The following is a 21,125-nucleotide window of genomic DNA, read 5'->3' as shown; positions in this document are numbered from 1 at the left end:
GTCAGCTTCCCCTTAACCGCGAGCCTTGGCTGCTGGACGTACAACCAAGTTGCCGCCAGTAGCGCCAGGAACAGCGCCCTTGACCAACAACAGATTGCGTTCAGCGTCCACGCGCACTACTTCGAGGGACTGCACGGTCACGCGCTCAGCGCCCATATGACCGGACATTTTTTTGCCCTTGAATACACGACCAGGAGTCTGGCACTGGCCGATAGAGCCTGGAACGCGGTGGGACACGGAGTTACCGTGGGTATTATCTTGCCCGCGGAAATTCCAGCGCTTGATCGTACCCTGGAAGCCTTTACCTTTGGACTGACCGGTTACATCAACCAGTTGACCAGCAGCGAAGATTTCAGCGTTGATCAGATCGCCGGCCTGGTAGTCGCCTTCTTCAAGGCGGAATTCCATTACGGTACGACCAGCGGCAACGTTCGCTTTAGCGAAGTGGCCAGCTTGAGCGGCTGTAACACGCGAAGCACGACGCTCGCCGACAGTGACTTGCACTGCACGATAGCCATCGGTTTCTTCAGTTTTGAACTGGGTGACGCGATTCGGTTCGATCTCAATGACCGTAACCGGAATGGAGACACCTTCTTCGGTGAAAATACGGGTCATACCGCATTTACGACCGACTACACCAATAGTCATGTTGTAAACCTCATGAGTGTACGGGGCTTTCACCCGCTATGGCCGCCCATTTCAGAGCGTTACACGACTAAGACCGAGTCTTAGCCGAGGCTGATCTGCACTTCCACACCTGCCGCAAGATCAAGCTTCATCAGCGCATCAACGGTTTTATCCGTTGGCTGGACGATGTCCAGTACACGCTTATGAGTACGGATCTCGTACTGGTCGCGCGCGTCTTTGTTGACGTGCGGGGAGACCAGAACGGTGAACCGCTCTTTACGGGTAGGCAGTGGAATTGGACCACGCACTTGAGCACCAGTACGTTTCGCGGTTTCCACGATTTCCTGGGTGGATTGGTCGATCAGGCGATGGTCAAAAGCCTTCAACCTGATACGGATTTGCTGATTTTGCATTGGATTTCAGACTCCGGCTGCTATTCCCAGCGAGCGCAATACGCCCGTTAAAAGGAGGCGCAATTCTATAGACGGCCCAGATAGGTGTCAACCTAATAAAAAAACCCCCGCTAGGCGGGGGTTTTTTCAAAGCATCGAAGCGATCTCAAAAGAGAAGCTTACTCGATGATTTTGGCTACGACGCCAGCGCCGACGGTACGACCGCCTTCACGGATAGCGAAACGCAGACCGTCTTCCATCGCGATGGTTTTGATCAGAGTGACAGTCATCTGAATGTTGTCACCTGGCATTACCATTTCAACGCCTTCTGGCAGCTCGCAGTTACCAGTCACGTCAGTCGTACGGAAGTAGAACTGTGGACGGTAGCCTTTGAAGAACGGAGTATGACGGCCGCCTTCTTCCTTGCTCAGAACGTAAACTTCTGCGGTGAACTTGGTGTGCGGCTTGACCGAACCTGGCTTGACCAGAACCTGGCCACGCTCAACGTCGTCACGCTTGGTACCACGCAGCAGAACGCCGCAGTTCTCGCCCGCACGACCCTCGTCGAGCAGTTTACGGAACATTTCAACACCGGTGCAGGTGGTGACGGTGGTGTCACGCAGACCAACGATTTCCAGTGGGTCCTGAACGCGAACGATACCGCGCTCGATACGACCAGTCACAACAGTACCGCGACCCGAGATCGAGAATACGTCTTCGATTGGCATCAGGAATGGCTTGTCGGTCAGACGAACTGGTTCTGGGATGTAGCTGTCCAGGGTTTCAACCAGTTTACGAACGGCAGTGGTGCCCATTTCGTTGTCGTCTTTGCCTTCCAGCGCCATACGCGCGGAACCGATGATGATTGGAGTGTCATCACCTGGGAAGTCGTAAGTGCTCAGCAGATCGCGCACTTCCATCTCAACCAGTTCCAGCAGCTCAGCGTCGTCTACCAGGTCAGCCTTGTTCAGGAAAACCACGATGTACGGAACGCCTACCTGACGGGACAGCAGGATGTGCTCACGGGTTTGTGGCATCGGACCATCGGCGGCCGAGCAAACCAGGATCGCGCCGTCCATCTGGGCAGCACCAGTGATCATGTTCTTCACATAGTCAGCGTGACCTGGGCAGTCAACGTGAGCGTAGTGACGGATCTTCGAGTTGTACTCGACGTGCGCGGTGTTGATGGTGATACCACGAGCTTTTTCTTCTGGTGCGCTGTCGATTTTATCGAAATCAACGACGGCCGAACCGAAAATCTCAGAGCAAACACGAGTCAGAGCAGCGGTCAGCGTGGTTTTACCGTGGTCGACGTGACCGATGGTGCCAACGTTGACGTGCGGGAGGGAACGATCAAATTTTTCTTTAGCCACGACAATTAACTCCTAGCCTAAAGGGCTGAATCAGCCTTGTTTTTTAACGAGAGCTTCGACGATGTTCGACGGAGCTTCGGAGTATTTGGAGAATTCCATAGAGTAGCTCGCGCGACCCTGGGACATGGAACGAACATCGGTCGCATAACCGAACATTTCGCCCAACGGAACCTCGGCGCGGATCACCTTGCCGGAAACCGTGTCTTCCATACCCTGGATCAGACCACGACGACGGTTCAGGTCACCCATCACGTCACCCATGTAGTCCTCAGGTGTTACAACTTCTACCTTCATGATCGGCTCAAGCACAACACCGCCGCCCTTGGACGCGAGTTGCTTGGTCGCCATGGAAGCAGCCACCTTGAACGCCATCTCGTTGGAGTCGACGTCGTGGTAAGAACCGTCAAACACAGTCGCCTTCAGGCCGATCAGCGGATAGCCGGCAACAACGCCGTTCTTCATCTGCTCTTCGATACCCTTCTGGATAGCCGGGATGTATTCCTTAGGAACCACACCACCAACCACTTCGTTCACGAATTGCAGACCTTCCTGACCTTCGTCAGCCGGTGCAAAACGAATCCAGCAGTGACCAAACTGGCCACGACCGCCGGACTGACGAACGAACTTGCCTTCGATTTCACAGTTCTTCGTGATTTTCTCACGATAGGAAACCTGAGGCTTACCGATGTTGGCTTCGACGTTGAACTCACGGCGCATCCGGTCAACCAGGATGTCCAGGTGCAATTCGCCCATGCCGGAGATGATCGTTTGACCAGTCTCTTCATCAGTTTTGACGCGGAAAGATGGGTCTTCCTGAGCAAGTTTGCCCAGAGCGATACCCATTTTTTCCTGGTCATCCTTGGTCTTCGGCTCAACGGCAACCGAAATAACCGGCTCCGGGAAGTCCATGCGAACCAGGATGATTGGCTTGTCAGCCGAGCACAGGGTGTCACCGGTGGTGACGTCCTTCATGCCGATCAAGGCCGCGATGTCGCCAGCGCGTACTTCCTTGATCTCTTCACGGGTGTTGGCATGCATCTGCACCATACGACCCACGCGCTCTTTCTTGCCCTTGACCGAGTTGATCACGCCGTCGCCGGAGCTCAACACGCCCGAGTAAACGCGAGCGAAGGTCAGGGTACCCACAAATGGGTCGGTGGCGATTTTGAACGCCAGAGCGGAGAACGGTTCGCTGTCGTCTGCATGACGCTCCATGGCGATAGTCTCGTCATCCGGGTCGGAACCCTTGATGGCAGGAATGTCGACAGGTGCAGGCAGGTAGTCGATAACAGCGTCGAGAACCAGGGGAACGCCCTTGTTCTTGAAGGAAGAACCGCAAACAGCCAGAACGATCTCACCAGCGATAGTACGCTGACGCAGGCCGCCCTTGATTTCCTCGATGGTGAGCTCTTCACCTTCGAGGTACTTGTTCATCAGCTCTTCAGTGGCTTCGGCAGCAGCCTCAACCATGTTGCCACGCCACTCTTCAGCCAATTCCTGCAGTTCTGCAGGGATCGGCTCGCGACGAGCAGCCATGCCTTTGTCAGCGTCGTCCCAGTAGACCGCTTCCATGGACATCAGATCGATCTGACCCTGGAAGTTGTCTTCGGAACCGATAGCCAACTGGATAGGCACTGGAGTGTGACCCAGGCGCTGCTTGATCTGCGCAACAACGCGCAGGAAGTTCGCACCGGCACGGTCCATCTTGTTCACGTAAACGAGACGTGGAACACCGTACTTGTTGGCTTGACGCCATACGGTTTCAGACTGAGGCTCGACACCGGAAGTACCGCAGAACACAACGACCGCACCGTCGAGTACGCGCAGCGAACGCTCTACTTCAATGGTGAAGTCAACGTGGCCGGGGGTATCGATGATGTTGAAGCGGTGCTTGGGAAACTGCTTGGCAGAACCTTCCCAGAATGCGGTGGTCGCAGCGGAGGTAATGGTAATACCCCGCTCCTGCTCCTGCACCATCCAGTCCATGGTCGCGGCGCCGTCGTGCACCTCGCCCATTTTGTGGTTTACGCCCGTGTAAAACAGGACGCGCTCAGTAGTCGTGGTTTTACCCGCGTCCACGTGAGCAACGATACCAATGTTACGGTAGCGTTTAATATCGGTTGTACGAGCCATAAAGCCCTCGCAAATTGAGTGACGCTAAAATTAGAAGCGGTAGTGCGAGAAAGCCTTGTTGGCTTCAGCCATACGGTGCACGTCTTCACGCTTCTTAACTGCAGCACCTTTACCTTCAGCGGCGTCCATCAGTTCGCCAGCCAAACGCAGAGCCATGGACTTCTCGCCGCGCTTGCGGGCGAAGTCTACCAACCAGCGCATTGCCAGAGCGTTACGACGGGACGGACGAACTTCGACCGGAACCTGGTAAGTAGCACCGCCTACACGGCGCGACTTCACTTCGACCAGCGGAGCGATGGCGTCGAGTGCTTTCTCGAAGAGTTCCAGGGGGTCAGCGTTTTTGCGCTCTTTAACTTTATCCAGAGCACCATAAACGATACGTTCGGCCACGGCTTTCTTGCCGCTTTCCATCACGTGGTTCATGAATTTGGCGAGAATCTGGCTACCGTATTTCGGATCGTCCAGAATCTCACGCTTGGCTGCTACACGACGTCTTGGCATTGATAAGCCCTCAAACGGTCTTCAGGTTAGCCCGGGAACATGACACCCAGTGGATGTACGCCCGACCTTACTCTTATCGACTCAAAAAAATAAAAATCAGTTACTGCAGCAAACGGCCGATTACTTCGGACGCTTGGTACCGTATTTCGAACGACCTTGGTTACGACCTTTGACGCCGGAGGTATCCAGGGAGCCGCGAACGGTGTGGTAACGAACACCTGGCAAGTCTTTTACACGACCGCCACGGATCAGCACCACGCTGTGCTCTTGCAGGTTGTGGCCTTCACCGCCGATGTACGAGGAAACCTCGAAACCGTTGGTCAGGCGCACACGGCATACTTTACGCAGTGCCGAGTTAGGTTTTTTCGGCGTGGTGGTGTACACACGAGTGCACACGCCACGACGTTGCGGGCAGTTCTGCAGCGCAGGTACGTCGGATTTCTCGACGATACGCTTACGCGGCTGACGTACCAGCTGGTTGATAGTTGCCATCTACTAGCTCCACTGTTGTCTTGCGACGCTATTGTCTTGCAAGAAAAGCAAAATGGCAGGAACGAATTCCCGCCAAATTTAGGGGTACAAGAGTCTAAAGAGGATCTTGCCCCCAGTCAAGACAAGGCCCCGATCTCCTCACACCGACCATCGCAACAAAAAATGTCTCGATGGCGTTGGCGGAGGCTACCAGGGCCTTGTTCTCACTACCGCGGAACTCAGTTACCGCTAGAGTTCAGCGCTTCGGTCAGTGCAGCTTCCACTTCACTGGCGCTTACGCGCAACGGTTTGTCCAGTTCACGACGACGCTTGCGCTCGCTGTGATAAGCCAGACCGGTACCGGCCGGGATCAGACGACCCACAACCACGTTTTCTTTCAGGCCGCGCAGGTAGTCGCGCTTGCCGGTAACGGCCGCTTCGGTCAGTACGCGGGTGGTCTCTTGGAAAGAGGCCGCCGAGATGAACGATTCGGTCGACAACGACGCCTTGGTGATACCCAGCAGAACGCGAGTGAACTTGGAAACGAACTTGTCGTCGCCAGCCAGACGCTCGTTCTCTACCAGAACGTGAGTCAGCTCCATCTGGTCGCCCTTGATGAAGGTGGAATCGCCGGATTCAGCGATTTCAACTTTACGCAGCATCTGACGCAGGATGGTCTCGATGTGCTTGTCGTTGATCTTCACGCCTTGCAGACGGTAAACGTCCTGGATCTCGTTGACGATGTACTTGGCCAGCGCACTCACACCCAGCAGACGCAGGATATCGTGTGGATCGCTCGGACCGTCGGAGATGACTTCGCCGCGGTTCACTTGTTCGCCTTCGAAGACGTTCAGGTGACGCCACTTCGGAATCAGCTCCTCGTACGGATCGCTACCGTCGTTCGGGGTAATGACCAGACGGCGCTTGCCCTTGGTCTCTTTACCGAACGCGATGGTGCCGCTGACTTCAGCCAGAATCGAGGCTTCTTTCGGACGACGAGCTTCGAACAAGTCGGCAACACGCGGCAGACCACCGGTGATGTCGCGAGTTTTCGAAGTTTCTTGCGGAATCCGCGCGATAACATCACCGATCGCGATTTTCGCACCATCCGCCACACCGACCAGGGCGTTGGCTGGCAGGAAGTACTGAGCGATAACGTCAGTGCCTGGCAGCAACAGATCCTTGCCGTTGTCGTCGACCATCTTCACCGCAGGACGAATGTCCTTGCCGGCTGCTGGACGGTCTTTGGCGTCGAGGACTTCAATGTTGGTCATACCGGTCAATTCGTCAGTCTGACGCTTGATCGTGATGCCTTCTTCCATGCCCACGTAGGTCACGGTACCTTTCATTTCGGTAACGATTGGGTGAGTGTGCGGATCCCACTTGGCCACGATTGCGCCAGCGTCGACCTTGTCACCCTCTTTAACCGAAATCACCGCACCGTACGGCAGCTTGTAGCGCTCGCGCTCACGACCGTAGTCGTCGGCAATCGCCAGCTCACCGGAACGGGACACCGCAACCAGGTGGCCATCCACTCGCTCAACGTGCTTCAGGTTGTGCAGACGGACGGTACCGCCATTCTTCACCTGAACGCTGTCGGCTGCGGAGGTCCGGCTTGCCGCACCACCGATGTGGAACGTACGCATGGTCAGCTGGGTACCCGGCTCACCGATGGACTGGGCAGCGATAACGCCGACCGCTTCACCGATGTTCACCTGGTGACCACGAGCCAAGTCACGGCCGTAGCACTTGGCGCAGATGCCATAGCGGGTTTCGCAGCTGATTGGCGAGCGCACGATGACTTCATCGATGCTGTTCAGCTCGATGAATTCAACCCACTTCTCGTCGACCAGGGTACCGGCAGGAACGATAATTTCCTCGGTGCCCGGCTTGAAGACGTCACGGGCGATCACTCGACCCAGAACGCGCTCACCCAACGGCTCGACAACGTCGCCGCCTTCGATGTGCGGCGTCATGAGCAAGCCTTGCTCAGTGCCACAGTCGACTTCGGTCACCACCAGATCCTGCGCCACGTCTACCAGACGACGGGTCAGGTAACCGGAGTTCGCGGTTTTCAACGCGGTATCCGCGAGACCTTTACGAGCACCGTGAGTGGAGATGAAGTACTGGAGTACGCTCAGGCCTTCACGGAAGTTCGCGGTGATCGGCGTCTCAATGATGGAACCGTCCGGCTTGGCCATCAGGCCACGCATACCGGCCAGCTGACGAATCTGTGCAGCGGAACCCCGCGCACCCGAGTCGGCCATCATGTACATCGAGTTGAAGGATTCCTGGTCGACTTCGTCGCCATGACGGTCGATGACCTTCTCTTTCGAGAGGTTGGCCATCATCGCCTTGGACACTTCGTCGTTCGCCTTGGACCACAAGTCGATCACTTTGTTGTACTTCTCGCCCTGGGTGACCAGGCCGGAGGCGTACTGACTTTCGATCTCTTTCACTTCGTCGGTGGCGGCACCGATGATGCGGGCTTTTTCATCCGGGATAACGAAGTCGTTAACGCCGATGGAAACGCCGGAAATGGTCGAATAGGCAAAACCGGTGTACATCAACTGGTCAGCGAAGATCACGGTCTCTTTCAAACCAACCACGCGGTAGCACTGGTTGATCAGCTTGGAGATCGCCTTCTTCTTCATCGGCAGGTTGACGACGTCGAACGACAGGCCGGCCGGAACCACCTGGAACAGCAGCGCACGGCCGACAGTGGTGTCGACGATACGGGTGTTCTTGACGCTGCCACCATCACGATCATTGACGGTTTCGTTGATACGAACCTTGATCTTGGCGTGCAGGGCGGCTTCGCCGGCGCGGAATACGCGGTCGACTTCCTGCAGGTCGGCGAAAATACGACCTTCGCCCTTGGCGTTGATCGCCTCACGGGTCATGTAGTACAGACCCAATACAACGTCCTGCGACGGAACGATGATTGGCTCACCGTTGGCGGGCGACAGGATGTTGTTGGTCGACATCATCAACGCACGCGCTTCGAGCTGGGCTTCCAGCGTCAGCGGTACGTGCACGGCCATTTGGTCGCCGTCGAAGTCGGCGTTGTACGCAGCACAGACCAGCGGGTGCAGCTGGATAGCCTTACCTTCGATCAGTACCGGTTCAAACGCCTGGATACCCAGACGGTGAAGGGTCGGTGCACGGTTGAGGAGAACCGGGTGTTCGCGAATCACTTCAGCGAGAACGTCCCAAACCTCTGGCAGTTCGCGCTCGACCATCTTCTTCGCGGCCTTGATGGTGGTCGCGAGACCACGCATTTCCAGCTTGCCGAAAATGAACGGTTTGAACAGCTCGAGGGCCATCTTCTTCGGCAGACCGCACTGGTGCAGACGCAGGGTCGGACCTACGGTAATAACCGAACGACCCGAGTAGTCAACGCGCTTACCGAGCAAGTTCTGACGGAAACGACCTTGCTTACCCTTGATCATGTCAGCCAGGGATTTCAGAGGACGCTTGTTCGAACCGGTAATGGCGCGACCGCGACGACCGTTGTCCAGCAGGGCATCCACAGCTTCCTGCAGCATGCGCTTTTCGTTGCGCACGATGATGTCAGGCGCGGACAGGTCCAGCAGGCGCTTCAAACGGTTGTTACGGTTGATCACTCGACGATACAGATCGTTGAGGTCGGAAGTCGCAAAGCGACCGCCATCGAGCGGAACCAGTGGACGCAGGTCTGGCGGCAAAACCGGCAGAACGGTCAGCACCATCCACTCTGGCAGGTTGCCGGAACCCTGGAAGGCTTCCATCAACTTCAGACGCTTGGACAGCTTCTTGATCTTGGTTTCGGAGTTGGTTTGCGGAATTTCTTCGCGCAGACGGCCAATCTCGTGTTCCAGGTCGATCGCGTGCAGCAGTTCACGGACAGCTTCAGCACCCATGCGGGCGTCGAAGTCATCACCGAACTCTTCGAGGGCTTCGAAGTACTGCTCGTCGTTCAGCAGCTGGCCTTTTTCAAGGGTGGTCATGCCCGGGTCGATAACGACGTAGCTCTCGAAGTAGAGAACGCGCTCGATATCACGCAGGGTCATGTCCATCAGCAGGCCGATACGCGACGGCAGGGACTTCAGGAACCAGATGTGGGCAACCGGCGAAGCCAGTTCGATGTGCGCCATGCGCTCACGACGAACCTTGGCCAGGGCGACTTCAACGCCGCACTTCTCGCAGATCACACCGCGGTGCTTCAAGCGCTTGTACTTACCGCACAGGCACTCGTAATCCTTGACCGGGCCAAAAATCTTGGCGCAGAACAGGCCGTCACGCTCAGGTTTGAACGTACGGTAGTTGATGGTTTCCGGTTTTTTAACTTCACCGAACGACCACGAACGGATCATCTCAGGCGATGCCAATCCAATACGGATGGCGTCGAACTCTTCGACTTGACCCTGGTTTTTCAGCAAATTCAGTAGGTCTTTCAAGGCCTTTCCTCCTGGCGGAGCAGAGAGCGGGCCATACAGCCCCGCTCTCGATTCGCGTCACGTGTTATTCGGTTTCCAGATCGATATCGATGCCGAGGGAACGAATTTCCTTGATCAACACGTTGAAGGACTCGGGCATGCCCGGCTCCATACGGTGATCGCCGTCCACGATGTTTTTGTACATCTTGGTCCGACCGTTCACATCGTCCGACTTCACTGTGAGCATTTCTTGCAGAGTGTATGCGGCACCGTATGCTTCCAGTGCCCAGACCTCCATCTCCCCGAAACGCTGACCACCGAACTGCGCCTTACCACCCAGCGGCTGCTGGGTAACCAGGCTGTACGAACCGGTAGAACGAGCGTGCATCTTGTCGTCTACCAAGTGGTTCAGCTTCAGCATGTACATGTAGCCAACGGTAACCGGACGCTCGAACTTGTTGCCGGTACGACCATCGAACAGTTGCATCTGGCCGCTTTCCGGCAGGTCTGCCAGTTTCAGCATGGCCTTGATTTCAACTTCCTTGGCACCGTCGAACACTGGGGTGGCCATTGGCACACCAGCCTTGAGGTTGTGCGCCAAGTCGAGGATTTCCTGGTCGGTGAAGCTGTCCAGGTCCTCGTTGCGACCGCCGATTTCGTTGTAGATCTCGTGCAGGAACTTGCGCAGGTCAGCGACCTTGCGTTGCTCCTCGATCATGCGGTTGATCTTCTCGCCCAGACCTTTGGCCGCCAGGCCCAGGTGAGTTTCGAGGATCTGACCGACGTTCATACGCGAAGGTACGCCCAGCGGGTTGAGGACGACGTCGACCGGGGTGCCATAGGCATCGTGCGGCATGTCTTCAACCGGCATGATCACGGAGACCACACCCTTGTTACCGTGACGACCGGCCATCTTGTCGCCCGGCTGGATGCGACGACGGATTGCCAGGTAGACCTTGACGATCTTCAGTACGCCCGGAGCCAGGTCATCGCCTTGCTGCAGCTTGCGCTTCTTGTCTTCGAACTTGTCGTCCAGCAGACGGCGGCGATCAACGATGTAGGCCTGGGCCTTCTCGAGCTGCTCGTTCAGCGCATCTTCAGTCATGCGCAGTTTGAACCACTGCCCATGCTCCAGACCGTCGAGCACTTCGTCGGTGATTTCCTGGCCTTTCTTCAGGCCAGCGCCGCCTTCGGCCTTGTGGCCAACCAGCGCAGAACGCAGGCGTTCGAAGGTCGCGCCTTCAACGATGCGGAACTCTTCGTTGAGGTCCTTGCGGATCTCGTCGAGCTGGCTCTTCTCGATGGACAGTGCACGGGTGTCGCGCTCGACGCCATCACGGGTGAAGACCTGAACGTCGATAACGGTGCCCTTGGTACCGGTTGGTACACGCAGGGAGGTGTCTTTGACGTCGCTGGCCTTCTCACCGAAGATCGCACGCAGCAGTTTTTCTTCCGGCGTCAGTTGGGTCTCGCCTTTCGGAGTGACCTTGCCGACCAGGATGTCGCCCGGGCCGACTTCGGCACCGACGTAGACGATACCGGCTTCGTCCAGCTTGTTCAGTGCGGCTTCACCCACGTTCGGGATGTCCGCAGTGATTTCCTCTGGCCCAAGCTTGGTGTCACGGGCCACACAGGTCAGTTCCTGGATGTGGATCGTGGTGAAACGGTCTTCCTGAACAACACGTTCCGACAGGCAGATGGAGTCTTCGAAGTTGAAGCCGTTCCATGCCATGAAGGCGATGCGCATGTTCTGACCCAGCGCCAGTTCACCCATGTCGGTGGACGGGCCGTCGGCCATGATGTCGCTGCGCTGAACGCGATCACCCTTACGCACCAGCGGACGCTGGTTGATGCAGGTGTTCTGGTTCGAGCGGGTGTACTTGGTCAGGTTGTAGATGTCGACACCGGCTTCGCCAGTTTCAACTTCGTCATCGGCAACACGCACCACGATACGGCTGGCATCGACGGAGTCGATCACGCCGCCACGACGAGCCACGACGCAAACGCCGGAGTCACGGGCAACGTTGCGCTCCATGCCGGTACCTACCAGCGGCTTGTCGGCACGCAGGGTCGGTACGGCCTGACGCTGCATGTTGGAACCCATCAACGCACGGTTGGCGTCGTCGTGCTCGAGGAACGGGATCAGCGACGCCGCCACCGAGACAACCTGCTTCGGCGAAACGTCCATCAAGGTGACGTCTTCCGGCGCCTTGACGGTGAACTCGTTCAGGTGACGTACGGCAACCAGCTCGTCGATCAGCACCTTCTGCTCGTTCATGGTCGCCGAAGCCTGGGCGATCACGTGATCGGCCTCTTCAATGGCGGACAGGAACACGATCTCGTCGGTGACCAGGGCGTCTTTCACCACACGGTACGGGCTTTCCAGGAAGCCGTACTGGTTGGTGCGCGCATAGGCGGCCAGGGAGTTGATCAGACCGATGTTCGGACCTTCCGGCGTTTCGATCGGGCAAACACGACCGTAGTGCGTCGGGTGTACGTCACGGACTTCGAAGCCGGCGCGTTCACGGGTCAGACCACCAGGGCCGAGTGCGGAGACACGGCGCTTGTGGGTGATCTCGGACAGCGGGTTGTTCTGGTCCATGAACTGCGACAGCTGGCTGGAACCGAAGAACTCTTTCACCGCCGCAGCCACTGGCTTGGCGTTGATCAGGTCTTGCGGCATCAAGCCTTCGCTTTCCGCCATCGACAGACGTTCCTTGACCGCACGCTCAACGCGTACCAGGCCAACACGGAACTGGTTCTCGGCCATTTCGCCGACGCAGCGAACACGACGGTTACCCAGGTGGTCGATGTCGTCGACGATGCCTTTGCCGTTACGAATGTCGACCAGGGTCTTGAGGACCGCGACGATATCGTCCTTGTTCAGTACGCCCGAACCTTCGATCTCGGTACGACCGATACGACGGTTGAACTTCATCCGGCCGACCGCAGACAGGTCATAGCGCTCAGGGCTGAAGAACAGGTTGTTGAACAGGGTCTCGGCGGCATCCTTGGTCGGTGGCTCACCAGGACGCATCATGCGATAGATCTCGACCAGCGCTTCCAGTTGGTTGCTGGTGGAGTCGATCTTCAGCGTGTCGGAGATGAACGGACCGCAGTCGATGTCGTTGGTGTACAAGGTCTCGATGCGAACGACCTGGGCCTTGGCGATTTTCGCCAGGATCTCGGAGTTCAGCTCGGTGTTGCATTCAGCCAGGATTTCGCCGGTAGCCGGGTGCACGATGACCTTGGCGGTGGTGCGGCCCAGGACGTAGTCCAGCGGCACTTCCAGCTCTTTGATCGCGGCTTTTTCCAACTGGTTGATGTGACGAGCGGTAATACGACGACCCTGCTCGACAATCACCTTGCCTTTGTCATCGAGAATATCGAGGACGGCGATTTCACCGCGCAGACGCTGAGGCACCAGTTCCAGGTTCAGGGTTTCGCCCTTCACGTGGAAAACGTTGGTGGTGTAGAACGCGTCCAGCACTTCTTCGGTAGCGTAGCCCAGAGCGCGCAGCAGCACGGAAGCCGGCAGCTTGCGACGACGGTCGATACGCACGAAGACGCAGTCTTTCGGGTCGAACTCGAAGTCCAACCACGAGCCGCGGTAAGGAATGATCCGCGCCGAGTACAGCAGTTTGCCGGAGCTGTGCGTCTTGCCGCGGTCGTGGTCGAAGAACACGCCCGGCGAACGGTGCAGCTGGGAAACGATCACACGCTCGGTACCGTTGATAACGAAGGTACCGTTCTCGGTCATCAGGGGGATTTCACCCATGTAGACTTCTTGCTCTTTGATGTCCTTGATCGCTTTGTTCGACGATTCTTTGTCGAAAATGATCAGGCGCACTTTTACCCGCAAAGGTACGGCGTAAGTCACACCGCGCAATACGCATTCTTTGACATCAAATGCCGGTTCGCCCAGGCGATAACCGACGTACTCCAGCGCAGCATTGCCGGAGTAGCTGATGATCGGGAAAACGGATTTGAAGGCCGCATGCAGGCCCACGTCGCGGAACTGATCTTTAGTCGCTCCCGCCTGCAAGAATTCACGATACGAATCCAGCTGGATGGCCAGGAGGTACGGCACATCCATGACGTCCGGCAACTTGCTAAAGTCCTTGCGGATACGTTTTTTCTCAGTATATGAGTAAGCCATCAGCGTTCCCCAGCTTGGTCACCTGCTTGTTTGGCCCCTCCCCGACGGGAGCAGCCAGAAAATCGTGCAAACCCCATGGTTTGCGCCACCGCATCGGGTGGTTGAAGCACGTCAGAGGCACCGACCGAGTCGGCCGCCAGTAACGGAAAAAGGCCGGTGGCAAGAGCCACCAGCCATCAGCCTGTCGCTTAACGCTCGGGCTGGAGACGCAAAGTCAGAGCTTACTTCAGCTCGACTTTAGCGCCTGCTTCTTCCAGTGTTGCTTTGGCTTTGTCAGCTGCGTCTTTGGCAACAGCTTCCAGAACCAGGCCAGGAGCGCCGTCAACTACAGCCTTGGCTTCTTTCAGGCCCAGACCGGTCAGTTCACGTACTGCCTTGATCACGTTAACTTTCTTCTCGCCAGCTTCCAGCAAGATGACGTTGAATTCGGTTTGCTCTTCAACAACAGCGGCAGCAGCAGCAGGACCTGCCGAAGCAGCAGCAGCGGTAACACCGAATTTTTCTTCGAAAGCTTTGATCAGCTCAACAACCTGCAGAACCGACATTTCAGCTACGGCGTTGAGGATATCTTCTTGGGAGATAGACATTACTGTATTTCCTGAATTGGGGGACGGCCTACGCGACCATCGAAATAAACAAAAATACGCGAAAAGAAGTGCTCAGCCTTAGGCTGCAACGGCTTCTTTCTGGTCGCGAATAGCCGCCAGAGTACGAGCCAACTTGCTGGTAGCGCCTTGAATCACGCTCATCAGCTGGGAGATTGCTTCGTCACGGGTCGGCAAGGTTGCCAGTACGTCGATCTGATTGGCTGCGAGGAACTTGCCCTCGAACGCAGCTGCCTTGATCTCGAACTTGTCCTGACCCTTTGCGAACTCTTTGAACAGACGAGCAGCAGCGCCCGGGTGTTCCTTGGAGAAAGCAATCAGGGTCGGGCCTTTGAACACGTCGTTGAGGACCGAGTACTCGGTGCCTTCAACAGCGCGCTTGAGCAGGGTATTACGTACGACACGTACGTATACGCCAGCTTCGCGGGCCTCTTTACGGAGTCCGGTCATCGCGCCTACTGTTACGCCACGGGCATCAGCCACGACAGCGGACAGAGCGACTTTGGCAGCCTCGTTGACTTCAGCGACGATGGCCTTCTTGTCTTCGAGTTTAATTGCCACGGGTTTAACTCCTGCTTGTTACCGTTTCATCTGGCCGAGGCCGGATGTCGTTTTGGTGTCTGATTCGGTAAGGAACCGGGAGCACCATCTGCGTAGGCTTGAGGTTTAAGACTTGCGCCGCCTACGGTCTTGGATAGCCCCCGCCAGGCAGGGACCCCAATTTTTTTCGATGAGTGCAATCGCTTGCACCCATCGCGTCTTACGCTTCCAGCGAACCTTGGTCGATGACCAGGCCTGGACCCATGGTGGTGCTCAGGGTTACGCGCTTGACGTAGATACCTTTCGAGGAAGCTGGTTTGATACGCTTCAGGTCAGCGATCAGGGCTTCAACGTTTTCCTTCAGCTTGACGGCGTCGAAGCCGACCTTGCCAACGGAGGTGTGGATAATACCGTTTTTGTCGGTGCGATAACGAACCTGACCAGCCTTGGCGTTTTTAACCGCGGTGGCTACGTCTGGGGTTACGGTGCCGACTTTCGGGTTAGGCATCAGACCACGTGGACCGAGGATCTGACCCAGTTGACCTACGACACGCATTGCGTCCGGAGAAGCAATAACGACGTCATAGTTCAGGTCGCCGCCTTTCATTTCGGCAGCCAGGTCGTCCATACCAACGCGATCGGCGCCGGCAGCCAGAGCGGCTTCAGCAGCCGGGCCCTGGGTGAACACAGCAACGCGAACGGTCTTGCCAGTGCCGTGTGGCAGCACAGTAGCGCTACGTACGACCTGGTCGGATTTACGTGGGTCAACGCCCAGGTTTACAGCAACGTCGAAGGACTCGCTGAACTTGACAGTCGACAGCTCGGACAGCAGAGCAGCGGCTTCTACAAAGTTGTAGGCCTTGCCTGCTTCGATTTTGCCGGCGATAGCCTTTTGGCGCTTGGTCAGCTTAGCCATTACACACCCTCCACGTTAAGGCCCATGCTACGAGCAGAACCGGCGATGGTACGCACGGCTGCATCCATATCAGCTGCAGTCAGATCCGCGTTTTTGGTTTTCGCGATTTCTTCCAGCTGAGCACGGGTCACGGTGCCAACCTTAACGGTGTTCGGACGAGCGGAACCGCTGGTCAGGCCAGCGGCCTTTTTCAGCAGAACCGAAGCCGGGGTGGACTTGGTTTCGAAAGTGAAGCTGCGGTCACTGTAAACAGTGATGATCACAGGCGTCGGCAGACCTGGCTCAAGACCCTGGGTACGGGCGTTGAAGGCCTTGCAGAACTCCATGATGTTCACGCCGTGCTGACCCAGAGCTGGACCGACGGGTGGGCTAGGGTTGGCCTGAGCGGCCTTCACTTGCAGCTTGATGTAAGCGGTAATCTTCTTGGCCATGAGGCACTCCAATTACGGGTTCTAACGCCTCGAAAGGCTCCCCGGTTACTTGCGCGTTTATCCCAGTGACGACAAAACCCCACAGCCTTGGACTGTGGGGTTGGGATGCTTGTTCAGCTAGACCTTTTCGACCTGACTGAACTCCAGCTCTACCGGAGTAGAGCGTCCGAAAATGAGCACAGCCACCTGGATGCGGCTCTTTTCGTAGTTGACCTCTTCGACGGTGCCGTTGAAATCAGCGAACGGACCATCGGTAACACGTACGACTTCGCCCGGCTCGAACAGCGTCTTCGGCTTCGGCTTGTCGCTACCATCAGCGACACGACGCAGAATCGCTTCTGCTTCTTTGTCGGTGATCGGCGCAGGCTTGTCGGCGGTACCGCCGATGAAACCCATCACCCGAGGCGTGTCCTTGACCAAGTGCCAAGTCCCCTCGTTCATGTCCATCTGTACCAGCACATAGCCAGGGAAGAACTTACGCTCGCTCTTGCGCTTCTGGCCGTTACGCATCTCCACTACTTCTTCAGTAGGGACCAGAATTTCGCCGAAGCCATCTTCCATGCCTGCCAGCTTTACACGCTCGACCAACGAGCGCATCACATGCTTCTCGTAACCCGAGTAAGCATGCACAACGTACCAACGCTTAGCCACGGGACACCCTTAGCCTACAATCGAGGAAACAAGCCAGCCGAGCAGGGAATCAAGCCCCCACAACAGCAACGCCATTACCAGAACAACAGCCACCACGATCAACGTGGTCTGCGTGGTTTCTTGGCGAGTCGGCCATACGACTTTACGAATCTCGGTACGAGCTTCCTTTGCCAGCACGAAGAACGACTTGCCTTTCGCGGTCTGCAGGCCTACAAAGGCAGCTACGGCAGCGATGACAAGCAGAGCCAGTACGCGGTACAGGATCGGCGAACCATGATAATACTGGTTGCCAACAACACCAATCACCACCAAAGCGACTACTACGAGCCACTTGAGAAGATCGAAGCGAGAGCCTTGGGCTTCAGCGTTGGAGGTCATCTAAGAGAATCCTGTGAAAAGAAAGCCAGACACACCGAGTGAATCTGGCAGGTCAGGAGGGAATCGAACCCCCAACCTACGGTTTTGGAGACCGTCGCTCTGCCAATTGAGCTACTGACCTAAAACTTGAATCAGGCCGACCATTATGTCGACCTGAGAGAGGCATTTCAACTACTTATTCGATTACTTTCGCTACCACACCCGCGCCGACGGTACGACCGCCCTCACGGATAGCGAAACGCAGGCCATCTTCCATCGCAATGGTCTTGATCAGAGTGACAGTCATCTGAATGTTGTCACCTGGCATTACCATTTCGACGCCTTCCGGCAGCTCGCAGTTACCAGTCACATCAGTCGTACGGAAGTAGAACTGCGGACGATAGCCTTTGAAGAACGGCGTATGACGACCGCCTTCTTCCTTGCTCAGAACGTAAACTTCTGCGGTGAACTTGGTGTGCGGCTTGACCGAACCCGGCTTGACCAGTACCTGGCCACGCTCGACGTCATCACGCTTGGTGCCGCGCAGCAAGACGCCGCAGTTTTCACCTGCACGACCTTCGTCGAGCAGCTTACGAAACATTTCAACACCGGTGCAGGTGGTGACAGCAGTGTCACGCAACCCAACGATCTCCAGTGGATCTTGAACTCGAACAATACCGCGCTCGATACGACCAGTTACAACAGTGCCGCGACCCGAGATCGAGAATACGTCTTCGATCGGCATCAGGAACGGCTTGTCGATTGCGCGCTCCGGCTGAGGGATATAGCCATCCAGAGTCTCTACGAGCTTCTTGACAGCCGAAGTACCCATGCCGTTTTCGTCATTACCTTCCAGCGCCATACGGGCAGAACCGATAATGATTGGAGTGTCGTCACCCGGGAAATCGTAAGTGCTCAGCAGATCGCGCACCTCCATCTCAACCAGCTCCAGCAGCTCAGCGTCGTCTACCAGGTCAGCCTTGTTCAGGAAAACCACGATATACGGAACGCCAACCTGGCGGGACAACAGAATGTGCTCACGGGTTTGCGGCATCGGACCATCAGCGGCCGAACAAACCAGAATCGCGCCATCCATCTGCGCAGCACCGGTGATCATGTTTTTTACGTAGTCGGCGTGACCTGGGCAGTCAACGTGTGCGTAGTGACGCACGGCCGAGTCGTATTCAACGTGAGCGGTGTTAATGGTGATACCGCGAGCTTTTTCTTCCGGGGCGCTGTCGATTTTATCGAACTCAACCTTGGCCGAACCGAACACTTCGGAACAAACCCGGGTCAGAGCGGCGGTCAGGGTGGTCTTACCGTGGTCGACGTGACCAATGGTACCCACATTGACGTGCGGCTTATTACGTTCGAACTTTTCCTTAGCCATCGAAATCACCCTCAGGAGAAGAATTAAGCAAGCTGCATCAGCCATTAAAACAAAGGCAGATATTTGCATATCTGCCTTGTTATTATGGAGCTCTTGAGCGGATTTGAACCGCTGACCTCACCCTTACCAAGGGTGTGCTCTACCAACTGAGCTACAAGAGCAAAACACGGTGCACAAACAGCAAACTTGGAGCGGGTAGCGGGAATCGAACCCGCATCATCAGCTTGGAAGGCTGAGGTTCTACCACTAAACTATACCCGCGGAGCTTGCAGCTCACGCTTAAATATGGTGGAGGGGGAAGGATTCGAACCTTCGAAGTCGTAGACGTCAGATTTACAGTCTGATCCCTTTGGCCGCTCGGGAACCCCTCCTAAGCGAGCCGACATTCTACATCATGTCGACCTTCTGTCAAGCATTTTTCTCATTTAAATTATGAGGTTAGCTGCGTTGACACGCTTCGTAGCCAGTCCCTCAAGAGGTGTTCACTGCGAAGCGGGCGCCATTCTATTCAAACTATTCGACAGTTGCAATGCCTTCGCACGGCATTATTTTATGTTTTAACTCATTGAATTCTTTAGCAAGGCTCTGCAGCAGGGCATCGTCCAGCAAATGCTGGCTTTCAGGTGCGATGCGTACCCAGTAGCCCGCTGAATCCGGCAGATTGACCTGCCCGACCCGCGCCTTGATATTGCTGCCCTGAAGGCGCTGGGCGATGGTCTGCGCCAGATCCTGGCGAGTCACGGCGCCCAGATAGACACAATCACCCTCGCGCTCCGGCGCCGCGGAGACTGCGCGACGCCCGCCGGCGCCATCCGACTCGCTCAGCAACTGGATATCCTGGTGAGCGCTGCGATACAGCGAAAGAGGGGCGACTTCCTTGGCCCTCAAGGGCGCTTCCTGCTGGTGCCAGACGTAATAGACACCATTGAGCACCAGCAGCAACAGAAACAACCAACGCATAGGAACCTCAATCGAGCGGACACGCCACCGCCAAGCCAACCAATACCAGGGCGGGCAGCCAATGCGCCCAACCCTTGCGAAAACCGCTAGCGACTTCGAACTCAGGCATCATCACGCAAGCGCAGACTGAGTTCGCCACCACTGAAAACCTTTTCCACGCCATCCACCTGCAGACGCAGGGCGCCCTGCTGATCGATGCCCAGCACGATCCCTTCGACCTGGTTCACCCCGGCAACCAGGGCAACCTTGCGCCCTTGCCAGAGATGATTCTGCTCCCACTCGGCCTGGATCGCGGCAAAACCGGAGGACTGATGCCACTCCAGGTAAAAGCGCAACTTTTCCCCGAGGCTGGCGATCAGTTGATTGCGATCGATCGAGCGCCCCGTTTCCAGGCGAGCCGATGTCCACAACTGATCCACCTGTTCGGCAACCTGCATATTGACGTTGATCCCGACACCCAGAACGACGTGACAGACATCCGCGGGGTCGCCGACCAGCTCCAGCAGAATGCCGGCGATCTTCTTGTTGTCGACCAGCACGTCATTTGGCCACTTCAGCCCCGCCCCGGCGATACCGAGCTCACGCAATGCGCTTAAAACGGCCAGGCCGACCACCAGGCTCAGGCCTTCCAGCTGGCGCATGCCGCCTTCGATCCTGAGCAACAGACTGTAATAGATATTTTCCGCGAACGGGCTGACCCACGGCCGCCCCCTACGCCCTCGCCCCGCGGTTTGCCGCTCGGCCACCACGATGAAAGGTGCAACAACACCTTTCTCCACCAGGCGCAGCGCCTCGGCATTGGTTGAGTCGATGGTGTCGTAGACATGCACCGGCCAGGAGACCGAGGGTTGTGCCGCGGCTATCTCCAGCTCACTCAGCAACACCAATGGACTGGCGAGTTGATAACCTCGACCACGGACTTTATGGATAACCAGCCCGAATTCCGCCTCCAGTTGCTGGAGCTGTTTCCAGACAGCGCTACGGCTGACGCCCAACGCCACCCCCAGCGCTTGCCCGGAGTGGAATCGACCATCTTTGAGGAGTTTCAACAACGTCAGCATGCAGGTCTCGACTCACAATGAGGCAGGCATGATAGCCATGCGCCGAGGGCTTGCATATGACCCTTGAGCCTTGCAGCGCCCATGCGGCCGCCATCGCCGGCAAGCCGGCTCCTACGAAGGCCGGGCACGACGCTATCTCT

Annotated in this window: 17 protein-coding genes and 4 tRNA genes; all 21 read right to left on the bottom strand. The window is 56.7% G+C overall.

The genetic code is table 11. The features are described 5' to 3' along the window. Positions 1-12: 12 nt before the first annotated feature. Entirely contained in the window at positions 13-648 is a 636-nt protein-coding gene (rplC, locus tag AC07T0_RS21380; protein WP_007253310.1) for a 50S ribosomal protein L3, read from the bottom strand. Between the two features lie 80 nt (positions 649-728). Beyond that, positions 729-1,040, bottom strand: coding sequence for a 30S ribosomal protein S10 (rpsJ, locus tag AC07T0_RS21375; protein WP_003186070.1), 312 nt, complete (start codon positions 1,038-1,040; stop codon positions 729-731). A gap of 158 nt (positions 1,041-1,198) precedes the next feature. After that, a complete protein-coding gene (gene tuf / locus AC07T0_RS21370; RefSeq protein ID WP_495003078.1) occupies positions 1,199-2,392 on the bottom strand; it encodes an elongation factor Tu in 1,194 nt (397 codons plus the stop codon). 30 nt (positions 2,393-2,422) lie between these two features. Then, on the bottom strand, positions 2,423-4,525 hold the full coding sequence (gene fusA, locus AC07T0_RS21365) for an elongation factor G (RefSeq protein WP_495003077.1): 2,103 nt from the start codon (positions 4,523-4,525) through the stop codon (positions 2,423-2,425). A 30-nt stretch (positions 4,526-4,555) separates the two neighbouring features. Continuing rightward, the gene (gene rpsG / locus AC07T0_RS21360) at positions 4,556-5,026 is read right to left on the bottom strand and encodes a 30S ribosomal protein S7 (protein ID WP_495003076.1); all 471 of its coding nucleotides are present in this window, start codon (positions 5,024-5,026) and stop codon (positions 4,556-4,558) included. A gap of 120 nt (positions 5,027-5,146) precedes the next feature. Further along, a complete protein-coding gene (rpsL, locus tag AC07T0_RS21355; protein ID WP_003186084.1) occupies positions 5,147-5,518 on the bottom strand; it encodes a 30S ribosomal protein S12 in 372 nt (123 codons plus the stop codon). A gap of 218 nt (positions 5,519-5,736) precedes the next feature. Then, positions 5,737-9,936 (bottom strand): DNA-directed RNA polymerase subunit beta', encoded by a 4,200-nt coding sequence (gene rpoC / locus AC07T0_RS21350; protein ID WP_100944351.1) that lies wholly within the window; start codon positions 9,934-9,936, stop codon positions 5,737-5,739. Between the two features lie 64 nt (positions 9,937-10,000). Further along, complete coding sequence (gene rpoB, locus AC07T0_RS21345; protein WP_495003075.1) at positions 10,001-14,074, bottom strand: DNA-directed RNA polymerase subunit beta; 4,074 nt, start codon at positions 14,072-14,074, stop codon at positions 10,001-10,003. Between the two features lie 221 nt (positions 14,075-14,295). Further along, the gene (gene rplL, locus AC07T0_RS21340) at positions 14,296-14,661 is read right to left on the bottom strand and encodes a 50S ribosomal protein L7/L12 (protein WP_495003074.1); all 366 of its coding nucleotides are present in this window, start codon (positions 14,659-14,661) and stop codon (positions 14,296-14,298) included. A 78-nt stretch (positions 14,662-14,739) separates the two neighbouring features. Then, the gene (gene rplJ, locus AC07T0_RS21335) at positions 14,740-15,240 is read right to left on the bottom strand and encodes a 50S ribosomal protein L10 (protein WP_177095582.1); all 501 of its coding nucleotides are present in this window, start codon (positions 15,238-15,240) and stop codon (positions 14,740-14,742) included. Between the two features lie 199 nt (positions 15,241-15,439). Beyond that, entirely contained in the window at positions 15,440-16,135 is a 696-nt protein-coding gene (gene rplA / locus AC07T0_RS21330; RefSeq protein WP_218227233.1) for a 50S ribosomal protein L1, read from the bottom strand. Next, complete coding sequence (gene rplK / locus AC07T0_RS21325; protein ID WP_003176435.1) at positions 16,135-16,566, bottom strand: 50S ribosomal protein L11; 432 nt, start codon at positions 16,564-16,566, stop codon at positions 16,135-16,137. Before rplK ends, rplA begins: the two co-directional genes overlap by 1 nt. A 117-nt stretch (positions 16,567-16,683) precedes the next feature. Beyond that, positions 16,684-17,217: a transcription termination/antitermination protein NusG gene (gene nusG / locus AC07T0_RS21320; protein WP_003186097.1), complete on the bottom strand. Its 534-nt coding sequence runs from the start codon at positions 17,215-17,217 to the stop codon at positions 16,684-16,686. Positions 17,218-17,226: 9 nt separating this feature from the next. Beyond that, entirely contained in the window at positions 17,227-17,595 is a 369-nt protein-coding gene (gene secE / locus AC07T0_RS21315) for a preprotein translocase subunit SecE (RefSeq protein WP_100944346.1), read from the bottom strand. Between the two features lie 45 nt (positions 17,596-17,640). Beyond that, positions 17,641-17,716 (bottom strand) — tRNA-Trp (locus AC07T0_RS21310). A gap of 54 nt (positions 17,717-17,770) precedes the next feature. After that, positions 17,771-18,964: an elongation factor Tu gene (tuf, locus tag AC07T0_RS21305; RefSeq protein WP_495003073.1), complete on the bottom strand. Its 1,194-nt coding sequence runs from the start codon at positions 18,962-18,964 to the stop codon at positions 17,771-17,773. 85 nt (positions 18,965-19,049) lie between these two features. Further along, positions 19,050-19,125: transfer RNA gene (locus AC07T0_RS21300), tRNA-Thr, on the bottom strand. Positions 19,126-19,151: 26 nt separating this feature from the next. Next, positions 19,152-19,225, bottom strand: a tRNA-Gly gene (locus tag AC07T0_RS21295). A gap of 25 nt (positions 19,226-19,250) precedes the next feature. Then, a tRNA-Tyr gene (locus tag AC07T0_RS21290) sits at positions 19,251-19,335 on the bottom strand. Positions 19,336-19,477: 142 nt separating this feature from the next. Next, positions 19,478-19,924 (bottom strand): SPOR domain-containing protein, encoded by a 447-nt coding sequence (locus AC07T0_RS21285; RefSeq protein WP_495003072.1) that lies wholly within the window; start codon positions 19,922-19,924, stop codon positions 19,478-19,480. Positions 19,925-20,025: 101 nt separating this feature from the next. Beyond that, positions 20,026-20,985 carry a bifunctional biotin--[acetyl-CoA-carboxylase] ligase/biotin operon repressor BirA gene (gene birA, locus AC07T0_RS21280; protein WP_495003071.1) on the bottom strand — a complete coding sequence of 320 codons (960 nt, stop codon included), beginning with the start codon at positions 20,983-20,985 and terminating at the stop codon, positions 20,026-20,028. Positions 20,986-21,125: the final 140 nt, after the last annotated feature.

It is taken from the genome of Pseudomonas sp. GW821-FHT04D07, assembly GCF_059420225.1.
Note: the sequence above shows the minus strand (reverse complement) of the source record. Positions and strands in the feature narration are given on the sequence as shown.